The sequence below is a fragment of the Enterobacter sp. Ap-867 genome, assembly GCF_011752855.1.
In the GTDB taxonomy this organism is placed as follows: domain Bacteria; phylum Pseudomonadota; class Gammaproteobacteria; order Enterobacterales; family Enterobacteriaceae; genus Cedecea.
Genome location: NZ_VWWS01000006.1, coordinates 184,831 through 198,314 on the forward strand (window position 1 = coordinate 184,831; position 13,484 = coordinate 198,314).

The 13,484-nt window shown below is 59.1% G+C and carries 11 protein-coding genes; 9 read left to right on the forward strand and 2 right to left on the reverse strand.

The annotated features are described in order from the left end of the window. Window positions 1–37 precede the first annotated feature (37 nt). The 3 genes from selA (at window position 38) to exaC (ending at window position 4,932) form a co-directional block, all read left to right on the forward strand. Window positions 38–1,426 carry an L-seryl-tRNA(Sec) selenium transferase gene (gene selA, locus F3J26_RS15780; RefSeq protein WP_166994771.1) on the forward strand — a complete coding sequence of 463 codons (1,389 nt, stop codon included), beginning with the start codon at window positions 38–40 and terminating at the stop codon, window positions 1,424–1,426. Then, complete coding sequence (gene selB, locus F3J26_RS15785) at window positions 1,423–3,258, forward strand: selenocysteine-specific translation elongation factor (protein ID WP_166994773.1); 1,836 nt, start codon at window positions 1,423–1,425, stop codon at window positions 3,256–3,258. Before selA ends, selB begins: the two co-directional genes overlap by 4 nt. 135 nt (window positions 3,259–3,393) lie before the next feature. After that, window positions 3,394–4,932, forward strand: a complete 1,539-nt coding sequence (gene exaC, locus F3J26_RS15790; RefSeq protein WP_008458710.1) for an acetaldehyde dehydrogenase ExaC — start codon at window positions 3,394–3,396, stop codon at window positions 4,930–4,932. Window positions 4,933–5,138: 206 nt separating this feature from the next. On the opposite strand, the gene fdhD is transcribed toward exaC, so the two are convergent. Continuing rightward, window positions 5,139–5,963, reverse strand: a complete 825-nt coding sequence (gene fdhD / locus F3J26_RS15795) for a formate dehydrogenase accessory sulfurtransferase FdhD (RefSeq protein WP_166994775.1) — start codon at window positions 5,961–5,963, stop codon at window positions 5,139–5,141. A 179-nt stretch (window positions 5,964–6,142) separates the two neighbouring features. Between fdhD and fdnG the strand changes: the two genes are divergently transcribed. Genes fdnG through fdhE form a run of 4 tightly spaced genes read left to right on the forward strand, consistent with a single transcriptional unit; the run spans window position 6,143 to window position 11,666 of the window. Beyond that, the gene (fdnG, locus tag F3J26_RS15800; protein ID WP_166994777.1) at window positions 6,143–9,193 is read left to right on the forward strand and encodes a formate dehydrogenase-N subunit alpha; all 3,051 of its coding nucleotides are present in this window, start codon (window positions 6,143–6,145) and stop codon (window positions 9,191–9,193) included. Window positions 9,194–9,205: 12 nt separating this feature from the next. After that, the gene (gene fdxH / locus F3J26_RS15805) at window positions 9,206–10,108 is read left to right on the forward strand and encodes a formate dehydrogenase subunit beta (protein ID WP_166994779.1); all 903 of its coding nucleotides are present in this window, start codon (window positions 9,206–9,208) and stop codon (window positions 10,106–10,108) included. After that, window positions 10,105–10,740 (forward strand): formate dehydrogenase cytochrome b556 subunit, encoded by a 636-nt coding sequence (fdoI, locus tag F3J26_RS15810; protein ID WP_008458721.1) that lies wholly within the window; start codon window positions 10,105–10,107, stop codon window positions 10,738–10,740. The genes fdxH and fdoI overlap by 4 nt, the downstream gene beginning before the upstream one ends. After that, entirely contained in the window at window positions 10,737–11,666 is a 930-nt protein-coding gene (fdhE, locus tag F3J26_RS15815) for a formate dehydrogenase accessory protein FdhE (RefSeq protein ID WP_008458723.1), read from the forward strand. The genes fdoI and fdhE overlap by 4 nt, the downstream gene beginning before the upstream one ends. A 51-nt stretch (window positions 11,667–11,717) precedes the next feature. Here fdhE and F3J26_RS15820 read toward each other — a convergent pair whose 3' ends face one another. Further along, entirely contained in the window at window positions 11,718–11,939 is a 222-nt protein-coding gene (locus F3J26_RS15820; protein WP_166994781.1) for a YgdI/YgdR family lipoprotein, read from the reverse strand. Between the two features lie 203 nt (window positions 11,940–12,142). Here F3J26_RS15820 and F3J26_RS15825 point away from each other — a divergent pair, with 203 nt between their 5' ends. Together F3J26_RS15825 and F3J26_RS15830 are read left to right on the forward strand one after the other, a co-directional pair. Beyond that, window positions 12,143–12,478 (forward strand): nuclear transport factor 2 family protein, encoded by a 336-nt coding sequence (locus F3J26_RS15825; RefSeq protein ID WP_008458728.1) that lies wholly within the window; start codon window positions 12,143–12,145, stop codon window positions 12,476–12,478. 83 nt (window positions 12,479–12,561) lie between these two features. Beyond that, a complete protein-coding gene (locus F3J26_RS15830) occupies window positions 12,562–13,476 on the forward strand; it encodes an alpha/beta hydrolase fold domain-containing protein (RefSeq protein WP_166994783.1) in 915 nt (304 codons plus the stop codon). Window positions 13,477–13,484: the final 8 nt, after the last annotated feature.

Consider the following 13,484-nt stretch of genomic DNA (forward strand, 5'->3'; position numbering starts at 1 on the left):
TAATATCGCCCACAAATTTCTTAATTCAGTCCTTGCCATGACGACAGCTCAAACACTTTTTAGCCATCTTCCGGCGACCGACCGCCTGCTGCGCGATGCCGCCTTTAGCGCCCTGCTTGCCGAGTTCGGCCATACCCGCGTGGTTGCCACGCTGAGAACGCTGCAAAACGAAGCGCGCGAGCACATCCGCTCGGCAAGCAAGCTGCCGGACTGGAGCGAGGACTGGGCGAAGAAAACGCGTAGCGTGCTCGAGGCCAGCCAGCGCAGCGCTCTCCAGCCCGTGTTCAACCTGACCGGTACCGTGCTGCACACCAATCTTGGCCGGGCATTACAGGCTGAAGAAGCTATCGCGGCAGTGACGGAATCCATGCGCTCCGCCGTCACGCTGGAATATTCACTGGACGATGCCGGGCGCGGCCACCGGGATCGCGCCATCGCCGACCTGCTTTGTGAGCTGACCGGGGCGGAAGACGCCTGCATCGTCAATAACAATGCGGCGGCGGTTCTGTTGATGCTGGCGGCCTGCGCAGACGGCGGTGAAGTGGTAGTTTCTCGCGGCGAACTGGTGGAGATTGGCGGCGCGTTTCGCATCCCCGACGTCATGCGTCAGGCGGGCTGCGGGCTGGTTGAAGTCGGCACCACCAACCGCACGCACCTGAAAGATTACCGCGCGGCAGCGGGGGAAAATACCTCGCTGCTGATGAAGGTCCACACCAGCAATTACCACATTGAAGGCTTCACCAAAGTCGTTAGCGAGGCCGAGCTGGTTACGCTGGGCAACGAACTCGGCCTGCCGGTCGTCACCGATCTGGGCAGCGGCTCGCTGGTGGATTTAAGCCAGTGGGGCCTGCCGCCAGAGCCGATGCCGCAGCAGCTGATCGCCGATGGCGTGAGCCTGGTGAGCTTCTCCGGCGATAAACTGCTCGGTGGCCCGCAGGCCGGGATTATCGTCGGCAAAAAGGCGCTGATCGAGCGTATTCAGAGCCACCCCCTGAAGCGTGCGCTGCGGGCCGACAAAATGACGCTGGCGGCGCTGGAAGCCACACTGCGGCTGTACCAGCACCCGGAAACGCTGGTTGAACGCCTGCCAACCCTGCGCCTGCTGACCCGCAGCGCCGAAGATATCCACCGGCAGGCCAGCCGCCTGCTGCCCGCATTTGAAGAGCGCTTTGGCGAGCAGTTCGACGTGCGCGTTGAAGCGTGCCTGTCGCAAATCGGCAGCGGCTCTTTACCCGTTGATCGCCTGCCTGGTGCCGCTCTGACCTTCACGCCAAAAGACGGACGTGGCACAACGATCGCCTCGCTGACGCAAACTCTGCGCGAGCTGGAAAGGCCGGTGATTGGCCGCGTGGCCGAGGGCCGCCTGTGGCTGGATTTACGCTGCCTCGAAAACGAAGCGCTGCTGCTGGAGGGACTCGCCCAGTGATTATCGCCACCGCCGGGCACGTCGACCACGGCAAAACCACCCTGCTTCAGGCGCTGACCGGCGTGAACGCAGACCGCCTGCCGGAAGAGAAAAAACGCGGCATGACCATCGACCTCGGCTACGCCTACTGGCCGCAGCCGGATGGCCGGGTTATCGGCTTTATCGACGTGCCCGGGCATGAAAAGTTTCTGGCCAACATGCTGGCTGGCGTCGGCGGCATCGATCATGCCCTGCTGGTCATCGCCTGCGATGATGGCGTGATGGCGCAAACCCGCGAACATCTGGCGATTTTACAGCTGACCGGCAACCCGCAGATCACAGTCGCGCTGACTAAAGCCGACCGCGTGAGCGACAGCCGCATTGCGGAAGTCCGCGATGAAGTTACTGCATTACTGGGTGATACCCAGGCCGCAATCTTTGTGACCGCCGCCACCAGCGGGGAAGGCGTCGAGGCGCTACAGCAGCATCTCAAAGGGCTGGGCGAACGCCCTCATGCCACGGCACATCGCTTCCGCCTCGCCATCGACCGCGCCTTTACGGTCAGGGGCGCAGGGCTGGTTGTGACCGGCACGGCGCTGAGCGGCGAAGTCAATATCGGCGATTCACTCTGGCTGACGGGCGCAGAAAAACCGATGCGCGTGCGCGGCCTCCACGCTCAAAACCAGCCGGCAACCCGCGCGATGGCCGGGCAGCGTATTGCGCTGAACATCAGCGGTGACGCGGAAAAAACCGACATAAGCCGGGGCGACTGGCTGCTGAGCGACAAACCTCTGCAGCCGGTTGAGCGCGTCATCGTCGAGCTGCAAACGCTGCAGCCGCTCCAGCAATGGCAGCCGCTGCATATTCACCATTCTGCCCGCCACGTGACCGGGCGAGTTTCGCTGCTCGAAGGTAATCTGGCCGAGCTGGTGCTGGATGTCCCGCTGTGGCTGGCGGATAACGACCGCCTGGTGCTGCGCGATATCAGCGCGCGCATCACGCTCGCCGGAGCCCGTGCCGTGCTGCTTCATGCGCCACGCCGTGGTAAACGCCAGCCTGCCTTCCTGAGCTGGCTGGGTGAGCGGGCAGAAACCACCGATGACCAGCAAGCGCTGGGATCTCACCTGGCGCGAGGCGCCGTTTTGCTCAACGAATTTAGCTGGGCGCGTCAGTTAACAACGCAAGGGCTTCAGGCCTTACTTGCGAAGCCGGGATACTTGCAGGCGGGCAACGCGCTGTTAAGCCCGGACGTGGCCGCTCTCTGGCAGCAAAAACTGCTCGACGCGCTGGCTCGCTACCACCAGCAACACGACGATCAGCCGGGGCCGGGGAGAGAACGCCTGCGCCGCATGGCGTTGCCCGCAGAGGATGAAGGTCTGGTACTGTCGCTCATCGAAAAAATGCGCGGTGAAGGCCTAATAATGAGCCGCCAGGGCTGGCTGCATCTGCCGGGACATGAACCTGGGTTTTCCTCAGCACAGCAGGCCGTGTGGGATAAAGTCGACACCCTGTTCGGCGACGAGCCGTGGTGGGTCCGTGACCTGGCCAAAGAAACCGGTGAAGAAGAGCAGGTCATGCGCCAGCTGCTAAGATCCGCCGCTCAGCAAGGGCTGGTCACCGCGATTCTGAAAGATCGTTATTATCGGAACGATCGCCTGCAGGCGTTTGCCGATCTGATCCGCGAGCTGGATCAAACCCACGGCGCGACCAACGCCGCCGACTTCCGCGACAGGTTGGGCGTGGGCCGCAAACTGGCGATTCAGATTCTGGAGTATTTCGACAAAATTGGCTTCACCCGGCGGCGCGGCAACGACCATCTGCTGCGCGATAAGGCGCTATTTTTACCGGCGTAATATTCCATTCTGCGGGAAGAGGTCTGCCCTCTTCCCCAGGGAATCCGTGAAGCATGTCGTAAAGCCGACGCGAAATGGCGAAGAAACAGACAGCCCGAACTACCCTTGTGAGTGAACCATCACAAGGAGACGGCCATGACAAATAATCCTCCCGATACCCGTATTATTCCCGGCGAGTATGGTTTCCCGCTCAAACTTAAACCCCGTTACGACAACTACATCGGCGGCCAGTGGGTTGCCCCGGTTGGCGGCCAGTACTATGCAAACCTCACCCCGGTAACCGGCCAGCCGCTGTGCGAAATCGCCAGCTCCGGCAAGGCCGACATCGACCTGGCGCTGGATGCTGCCCACGCGGCTAAAAAGGGCTGGGGGCAGATGTCCGTGCAGGAGCGCGCGACTATCCTGCTAAAAATTGCCGACCGCATGGAGCAAAACATTGAGCTGCTGGCGACGGCGGAAACCTGGGACAACGGCAAACCGATTCGCGAAACCAGCGCCGCCGACGTGCCGCTGGCTATCGACCACTTTCGCTACTTCGCCTCCTGCATTCGTGCCCAGGAAGGCGGCATCAGCGAGGTGGATAAAGACACCGTGGCCTATCACTTCCACGAACCGCTGGGCGTGGTGGCGCAGATTATCCCGTGGAACTTCCCACTGTTGATGGCGAGCTGGAAAATGGCCCCGGCGCTGGCGGCGGGCAACTGCATCGTACTGAAGCCCGCGCGGCTGACCCCGCTCTCCGTGCTGCTGCTAATGGAGCTGGTTGGCGACCTGCTGCCGCCGGGCGTGGTTAACGTGGTCAACGGCGCGGGCGGCGAAATTGGTGAATACCTGGCGACATCCAAACGCATCGCTAAAGTGGCGTTTACCGGCTCCACCGAAGTCGGCCAGCAGATCATGCAGTACGCCACCCAGAACATTATCCCGGTCACGCTGGAGCTGGGCGGCAAATCCCCGAACATCTTCTTCGCCGACGTAATGGAAGAGGAAGACGCCTTCTTCGACAAGGCGCTGGAAGGCTTTGCGCTGTTCGCCTTCAACCAGGGCGAGGTCTGCACCTGCCCGAGCCGAGCGCTGGTGCAGGAGTCCATCTACGAACGTTTCATTGAACGCGCGATCCGCCGCGTAGAAGCCATTCGCTCCGGCAACCCGCTGGACAGCCGCACCCAGATGGGCGCGCAGGTGTCTCAGGGGCAGATGGAAACCATCCTCAACTACATCGACATCGGCAAGAAAGAAGGTGCGGATGTACTTACTGGCGGGCGCAGAAAAGCGCTGACGGGCGACCTGCAGGCGGGCTACTACCTTGAGCCCACCATCTTGTTCGGTAAAAACAACATGCGTGTGTTCCAGGAAGAAATTTTCGGGCCGGTGCTTGCCGTCACTACGTTTAAAACCGTGGAAGAGGCGCTGGAACTGGCGAACGACACCGAATACGGCCTGGGCGCGGGCGTGTGGAGCCGCAACGGCAGCCTGGCGTATAAAATGGGGCGCGGCATTCAGGCCGGGCGCGTGTGGACCAACTGTTATCACGCCTACCCGGCGCACGCGGCGTTCGGGGGCTACAAACAGTCCGGGATTGGGCGCGAAACCCATAAGATGATGCTGGAGCATTATCAGCAGACGAAGTGCCTGCTGGTGAGCTATTCCGATAAGCCGCTGGGCCTGTTCTGAGGATTGACCCTCACCTTAACCCTCTCCCTGGAAGGGAGAGGGGACGAGTTAGCGTTGCCTGTTAGATATTTTCTCCTGGCTCGCCTGGAGAGAGGATTGCTCCACCTTCCACTTATTTCCTCCCTCCTATGGAGCGAGGATTGCTCCACCTTTCACTTCTTTCCTCCCTCTCCCCTTTGGGGAGAGGGCCGGGGTGAGGGGAAAACCTAGCGCAGCCGCTCAGGATGCGTATAAACCGTTGCCCGCCCAGGCCGGTTAAAGCCCACCAGCGTGAGATTTGTCCGCTGCGCAACTTCAACCGCTAATGAGGTCGCCGCAGACACCGCGAACAGGATTTCAATGCCGCACATCGCGGCCTTCTGCACCATTTCATAGCTAGCCCGGCTCGACACCAGCGCAGCGCCGTTGTGCCACGGGTTACGGCTGCGAACGCCGAGCATTTTATCCAGCGCTACGTGGCGGCCAATATCTTCCCTTCCGTCGAGGATGTGGCCCTCTGGATCTAGCCAAAGTGCCGCATGGGTACAGCCGGTCAGCTCGCCGACGGGCTGGTAGTCACGCATTTTTTTCAGCGCCGCATCCAGGTTTTCCAGGGCAAAAGTCTGGGTAAACGGCAGAGGGGTAACCGGGCGGCCAATGTCGTTTAACTGCTCGACGCCGCAAACGCCGCAGCCGGTTCGCCCAGCCAGCGCTCGCCGGCGCTCTTTCAGCCCCATAAAGCGGCGGCTGGACAGCTCAATTTGCACTTCAATACCGTTGCAGGACGGCGACACATCCATCCCATAAATCTCCGCAGGGCTTTCAATGATGCCTTCGGACAGCGAAAACCCGAGGGCAAACGCTTCGAGATCTTTAGGCGATGCCATCATCACAACGTGTGAAATGCCGTTGTAAACCAGCGCCACGGGCACTTCCTCCGCCAGCCAGTCGGTTTCTGCCACGGTGAGATTGCCCCGGTGCCAAAGATCAATCGTGTGCGCGCCGGTGATCTGCGCCACGGTTTCTTTTTCAGAGTAGCGAAATTTGTTCACTTAGTTTTAACCATTCGAGAACACCCTCAGGACCATTGTGGTATTCTACTTAATACCCCTTCCGGATGAAGGGAAGAAAGCCATCAAAATCTATACTGGTTCTAATTGTGAACCTTTGCGGGTTACCCCGCAAAATAAATCCTAAGCAATGTGAAATGTCGAAATGTAAGGAGCGATCCATGCAGGTCAGCAGAAGGCAGTTCTTTAAGATCTGCGCTGGCGGTATGGCAGGCACCACGGCAGCAGCACTGGGTTTTGCCCCCGGCGCTGCGCTAGCGGAAACCCGGCAGTACAAGCTGCTGCGCACCCGTGAAACCCGTAACACCTGCACATACTGCTCCGTGGGCTGTGGGCTATTGATGTATAGCCTCGGCGACGGCGCAAAAAACGCAAAAGCCTCAATTTTCCATATCGAAGGTGACCCGGACCACCCGGTAAACCGCGGCGCGCTGTGCCCGAAAGGGGCCGGTCTGGTGGACTTCATTCACTCCGAAAGCCGCCTGAAAACGCCTTCTTACCGCGCGCCAGGCTCCGATAAATGGCAGCCAATCAGCTGGGACGATGCCTTTAACCGCATCGCGAAGCTGATGAAAGAAGACCGCGACGCCAACTTCATCGAAAAGAACGATCAGGGCACCACGGTCAACCGCTGGCTCTCCACGGGGATGCTGTGCGCCTCCGCGTCCAGCAACGAAACCGGCTATTTAACCCAGAAATTTTCCCGCGCCCTCGGCATGCTTGCCGTGGATAACCAGGCGCGTGTCTGACACGGACCAACGGTAGCAAGTCTTGCTCCAACATTTGGTCGAGGTGCGATGACCAACCACTGGGTTGATATCAAAAACGCCAACCTCATCGTGGTAATGGGTGGGAACGCGGCAGAAGCGCATCCGGTGGGATTCCGCTGGGCGATGGAAGCCAAAATTCACAACGGCGCGAAGCTGATTGTGATCGATCCTCGGTTTACGCGAACCGCTTCGGTGGCGGATTTCTACACGCCTATCCGTTCCGGGACCGACATTGCATTCCTGTCGGGCGTCCTGCTGTACCTGATAAACAACAACAAATTCAATCGCGAATACGTCGAGTCTTACACCAACGCCAACCTGATTGTGCGTGAGGACTTCGGCTTCGACGACGGCCTGTTCACCGGCTATGACGCGGCAAACCGCAAGTACGACAAAACCACCTGGAACTACGAGCTGGATGAAGAAGGCTTCGCCAAACGCGACCTGACGCTTCAGCACCCGCGCTGCGTGTGGAACCTGCTGAAAGAGCATATTTCCCGCTACACGCCGGATGTGGTCACCAGCATCTGCGGTACGCCAAAGGAAGACTTCCTGAAGGTGTGCGAGTACATCGCCGAAACCAGCGTGGCGGACAAAACCGCGTCGTTCCTGTACGCCCTGGGCTGGACACAGCACTCCATCGGTGCGCAGAACATCCGCACCATGGCGATGATCCAGCTGCTGCTCGGCAACATGGGGATGGCGGGCGGCGGCGTTAACGCCCTGCGTGGCCACTCCAACATTCAGGGTCTGACCGACCTCGGCCTGCTTTCCACCAGCCTGCCGGGTTACATGAACCTACCCAGCGAAAAACAGGTAGATATCGACAGCTATCTGGCGGCCAACACGCCGAAACCGCTGCTGAAAGGCCAGGTGAACTACTGGGGCAACTACCCGAAATTCTTCGTCTCGATGATGAAAGCCTTCTTTGGCGACAAAGCGACGAAAGAAAACAGCTGGGGCTACGACTGGTTGCCGAAGTGGGACAAAGGCTACGACGTGCTGCAGTACTTCGAGATGATGAGCCAGGGCAAGGTCAACGGCTATCTGTGCCAGGGCTTTAACCCGGTGGCCTCGTTCCCTAACAAGAACAAGGTCGTGGCCTCGCTTTCGAAGCTGAAGTTCCTGGTCACCATTGACCCGCTGAACACTGAAACCTCCAACTTCTGGCAGAACCACGGCGAGATGAACGACGTTGATCCGTCGCAAATCCAGACCGAGGTGTTCCGCCTGCCATCCACCTGCTTCGCGGAAGAGAACGGCTCCATCGTCAACTCCGGGCGCTGGCTGCAGTGGCACTGGAAGGGGGCAGATGCGCCAGGAGAAGCGCTGAACGACGGCGAAATCCTCTCCGGCATCTTCACCCGCCTGCGCCGCATGTACGAGCGCGACGGCGGCAAAGTGCCTGAGCAGGTGCTGAACATGACCTGGCAGTACCTGACCCCGGATAACCCGGCGCCGGAAGAAGTGGCCATGGAAAGCAACGGCAAGGCGCTGGCAGACCTGATTGACCCGGCCACCGGCGCGGTGCTGGTGAAAAAAGGGCAGCAGCTCAGCTCCTTTGCTCAGCTGCGCGACGACGGGACAACGTCCAGCGGCTGTTGGATCTTCGCCGGGAGCTGGACACCGGACGGCAACCAGATGGCACGCCGCGACAACGCCGACCCGTCAGGCCTGGGCAACACGCTCGGCTGGGCATGGGCGTGGCCGCTTAACCGCCGCATTCTGTATAACCGTGCTTCCGCCGATCCGTCGGGTAAACCGTGGGATGAAAAACGCCGCCTGATCTCCTGGGATGGCGCGAAATGGGGCGGCATCGACGTGCCGGACTACAGCACCGCCGCGCCGGACAGCGGCGTCGGGCCGTTTATCATGCAGCCGGAAGGGCTGGGTCGCCTGTTTGCCCTCGACAAGATGGCAGAAGGGCCGTTCCCGGAACACTACGAGCCGTTTGAAACGCCGCTGGGCACCAACCCGCTGCACCCGAACGTGGTCTCCAACCCGGCGGCACGCGTGTTTAAAGATGACCTGGAGGCGATGGGCACGCACGACAAGTTCCCGTATGTCGGCACCACCTATCGTCTGACGGAGCACTTCCACTACTGGACCAAGCACGCGCTGCTCAACGCCATCGCGCAGCCGGAGCAGTTTGTCGAGATTGGCGAGAAGCTGGCCAACAAGCTCGGCATCGCCCACGGCGACACGGTGAAGGTCTCCTCCAACCGCGGCTACATCAAGGCCAAAGCGGTGGTGACCAAGCGTATCCGCACGCTGGACGTTCACGGTCAGAAGGTAGATACCATCGGGATCCCGATTCACTGGGGTTACGAGGGCGTGGCGAAGAAAGGCTTTATCGCCAACACCCTGACGCCTTTTGTCGGGGATGCCAACACGCAAACGCCAGAGTTCAAGGCGTTCCTGGTCAACGTGGAAAAGGTGTAACGGAGACGAATTATGGCTTATCAATCTCAGGACATTATCCGTCGTTCCGCCACTAACGGCTTCACGCCTGCGCCTCAGGCGCGGGATCACCAGCAAGAGGTCGCCAAGCTTATCGACGTCACCACCTGCATCGGCTGTAAGGCCTGCCAGGTGGCGTGCTCGGAGTGGAACGACATCCGTGATGAAGTGGGGCATAACGTCGGGGTGTACGACAACCCGGCGGACCTGACCGCCAAATCCTGGACGGTGATGCGCTTCTCAGAAGTGGAGCAGAACGACAAACTGGAATGGCTGATCCGCAAAGACGGCTGTATGCACTGCGCGGATCCGGGCTGCCTGAAGGCGTGCCCATCGGAAGGGGCGATTATTCAGTATGCCAACGGCATCGTCGACTTCCAGTCCGAACAGTGCATCGGCTGCGGCTATTGCATTGCGGGCTGCCCGTTCGACGTGCCGCGCCTGAACCCGGACGACAACCGCGTCTACAAATGCACCCTGTGCGTAGACCGCGTCACCGTGGGCCAGGAGCCTGCATGCGTGAAAACCTGTCCGACCGGGGCGATTCATTTCGGCTCGAAAGAGGATATGAAGACCCTCGCCGGCGAGCGCGTGGCGGAACTGAAAACCCGTGGTTATGACAACGCAGGTTTGTACGATCCGGCAGGCGTTGGCGGGACGCACGTGATGTACGTGCTGCACCATGCGGACAAGCCGACGCTGTATCACGGCCTGCCGGAGAACCCATCCATCAGCCCAACCGTGAAGTTCTGGAAAGGCGTCTGGAAACCGCTGGCCGCCATCGGCTTTGCGGCAACCTTCGCCGCCAGCGTCTTCCACTACGTTGGTGTCGGCCCGAACCGTGCCGATGAAGAGGACGATAATCTGCACCATGACGACGACGAGGTGCGTAAATGAAAAAGCAACCGACCATTCAGCGCTATAGCGCGCCGGAGCGCATCAACCACTGGATCACCGCCTTCTGCTTCGTGCTGGCGGCTGTGAGCGGACTGGGCTTTTTCTTCCCGTCCTTCAACTGGCTGATGGGCATTCTCGGCACGCCGCAGCTGGCGCGCATCCTCCACCCGTTCGTTGGGGTGGTGATGTTCGCCTCCTTCATCATCATGTTTTTCCGTTACTGGCACCACAACCTAATCAATCGGGATGATATCTTTTGGGCGAAGAATATTCGTAAGATCGTCGTCAACGAGGAAGTGGGAGACACCGGGCGCTATAACTTCGGCCAGAAATGCGTGTTCTGGGCGGCGATTATTTTCCTGGTGCTGTTGCTGGCGAGCGGCGTGATTATCTGGCGTCCTTACTTTGCGCCAGCCTTCCCAATTCCGGTTATTCGATTTGCGTTAATGCTGCATTCATTTGCCGCGGTAGCGTTAATTGTGGTTATCATGGTGCATATTTACGCCGCCCTTTGGGTAAAAGGCACCATCACCGCGATGGTGGAGGGCTGGGTTACCACGACGTGGGCGAAGAAACATCACCCGAAATGGTATCGCGAAGTCCGCCGGAAACAGGAAAAGTCATCTGAATGAGTATTCGCATAATCCCGCAAGATCAGCTGGAGAAGAGCGAGAAACGCACGGCGGAAGTGATTCCGCCGTTATTATTCCCCAGGCTCAAAAATCTCTACAACCGCCGTGCTGAACGCCTGCGCGAGCTGGCTGCCAGCAACCCGCTGGGCGACTATCTGCGCTTTGCCGCGCTGATTGCCCACGCGCAGGAAGTGGTGCTGTACGACCACCCCCTGGAGATGGATTTAACCGCCCTGATTGCCGAAGCAGCTAAAACCGGCAAGCCGCCGCTGGATATTCACGTCCTGCCGCGCGACCCGCACTGGCAGCGCCTGCTGCAGTCGCTGATTGCCGAGCTGAAGCCTGAGATGGACGGCCCGGCGTTAGCGGTGATTGAAAATCTTGAAAAGGCGTCTTCCCAGGAGCTGGAAGAGATGGCCACCGCGCTGTTCAACGCCGACTTCGCGCTCGTCAGCAGCGACAAGGCACCGTTTATCTGGGCTGCGCTGTCGCTCTACTGGGCGCAAATGGCGACGCTTATCCCCGGTAAAGCCAAAGCTGAATACGGCGAACAGCGGCAGTTCTGCCCGGTTTGCGGCTCGATTCCGGTTTCCAGCATGGTGCACATCGGCACCACGAACGGCCTGCGTTATTTGCATTGCAATCTATGCGAAACCGAATGGCACGTGGTGCGTGTGAAGTGCAGCAACTGCGAGCAGACCCGCGACTTAAACTACTGGTCGCTGGACAGCGAACAGGCGGCGATCAAAGCCGAAAGCTGCGGCGACTGCGGCACCTACCTGAAAATTCTCTATCAGGAAAAGGACCCGAAAGTGGAAGCCGTTGCCGACGATCTGGCCTCGCTGGTGCTTGACGCCCGCATGGAGCAGGAAGGCTTCGCCCGCAGCAGCATCAACCCGTTCTTATTCCCTGGCGAAGGGGAATAAAACTGCCCTACCGGCCAGCTTGCGCTGGCCGGTAGTTTTCTTTTCTAACGATCAGCCGCGCTTAATCAGCTGGGTAATTTGATCGTTTTGGATCTGATGCTCCACGCCCTGCGCGTCATAGTAGCGCGTCAGTCCGGTTTGCTTATCCACCTCTGGTTTACCTTTGGTGACGATCATTTCCCCGTTTTTGGTCGCCATTACGTAGCTGCTGGAGCAGGCCACAACCGAGAACGCCACCACGCCAACCAACATCATCCCGAAAAGTTTTTTCATTTTGCCAACCCTTTATTGTTTTAGACACAGGATTGTAACGGGATGAAATGCAACCGGTTGTTAATGTGTATTGCGAAGAGAGACAGGAGGCTTAACCTCGTCACCATTCCTTTCGTTGGACATTTTCCATCGGGCAAGAGACGCTGTCCCGGCACACAACCATATTTTGGCAGCCCGTCAGTTTCTCTTATCAGGATACTTTTATGTCAGTCACAGACCCCGTCATACGCCAGTTCGAGGCGTACAATGCCCACGACCTCGACGCCTTTACAGCCTGCTTTAGCGAAGATTTCACCGCCTATCGCCCGCCAGCCGTAACGCCTTCTCTGGCAGGACGCGATGCCCTGTATGCTTTCTACAAAGATCACCGCTTCAATAACCCGGCCCTGCGAGCAGAAATCATTTCCCGCACCGCAATGGGCAACAAGGTGTTCGACCACGAGAAGATCCACGGCCTGAGCGATGAACCGATTGAAAGCATGGCCGTTTTCGAAGTGGAAAATGGGCTGATAAAAACGGCATGGTTCTTTTTTGGCTGAACCCTGCCCGCCATAAATGATGGGTTTACCTGGCCAGTTTGTCGGCATAGGATATGGATATTCATCCAGTAAAAGGACGTATTATGGCCCTCGAACCCGCTATTGCCCGACTGGTGAATGACTTTATTGCCGCCGGTCGCCCCTCTTCCCGCCAGCAAAGTTTTGCCGAACGGCGGGCAGGCTATATCGCCAGTACCGTGCTGGCCGGTGAAACGGAAACCAGAGTCCAGGTGGAAGATATTTCACTGGAGGGAATGCCGTTACGGGTCGTTTCCCCACTCGACGCCAGTGGAACACTGCCGACGGTGATTTATTATCACGGCGGCTGCTTTGTCAGCGGCGGGTTTGCCACTCACGATAATCAGCTCCGCCAGTTAGCTTTTCACGGCGGATGCCGGGTCATTGCCGCGCAGTATCGCCTGGCCCCAGAACACACTTACCCTGCCGCCCATGATGATGCCGAACGTGCTGCCATATTAATCAGGCACCACGCCATGAATTTAGGCGTCGATAGTGAGCGTATCACGCTTGCCGGAGACAGCGCGGGCGGGCATATCGCCCTGGTAACCGCCCTGCGTCTGAAAGCCGCCAAGGAATGGCTCCCGGCTAGCCTGATGCTGATTTATCCGATGCTCGACGCCAGCGCTCAGCAGCCAAGCTACCAGCAGAACGGCGAAGACTACATTATCACCCGCGACACGCTGCTCAGTGGCTTTGAAGCTTATTTCCCTGGAACGGATGTGATGCATCCGGAAGCCAGCCCGCTGTGGCGCGAAGATTTTGCCGGGCTGCCACCAGTGCATATCCTCACCGCCGAATACGATCCCCTGCGCGATGAGGGCGAATTACTTTATTCCCAGCTTATAGAACAAGGTGTTACGGCAAGCTGCCAGCGCTATCTGGGCGTGATCCACGGTTTCTTTCAGCTGGGCGGCATTAGCCAGACAGCGAGAGAGGCCATAAGAGACATAGCCTGGCGAACCGCGTCAACGGAGTGATTCCCAGG

What these genes read in the sequence shown, in the direction of transcription:
- selA (WP_166994771.1), top strand. Translation starts at nt 38, where the DNA reads ATGACGACAGCTCAAACACTTTTTAGCCATCTTCCGGCGACCGACCGC.
- exaC (WP_008458710.1), top strand. Translation starts at nt 3,394, where the DNA reads ATGACAAATAATCCTCCCGATACCCGTATTATTCCCGGCGAGTATGGT.
- fdxH (WP_166994779.1), top strand. Translation starts at nt 9,206, where the DNA reads ATGGCTTATCAATCTCAGGACATTATCCGTCGTTCCGCCACTAACGGC.
- fdoI (WP_008458721.1), top strand. Translation starts at nt 10,105, where the DNA reads ATGAAAAAGCAACCGACCATTCAGCGCTATAGCGCGCCGGAGCGCATC.
- fdhE (WP_008458723.1), top strand. Translation starts at nt 10,737, where the DNA reads ATGAGTATTCGCATAATCCCGCAAGATCAGCTGGAGAAGAGCGAGAAA.
- F3J26_RS15820 (WP_166994781.1), bottom strand. Translation starts at nt 11,939, where the DNA reads ATGAAAAAACTTTTCGGGATGATGTTGGTTGGCGTGGTGGCGTTCTCG.
- F3J26_RS15825 (WP_008458728.1), top strand. Translation starts at nt 12,143, where the DNA reads ATGTCAGTCACAGACCCCGTCATACGCCAGTTCGAGGCGTACAATGCC.
- F3J26_RS15830 (WP_166994783.1), top strand. Translation starts at nt 12,562, where the DNA reads ATGGCCCTCGAACCCGCTATTGCCCGACTGGTGAATGACTTTATTGCC.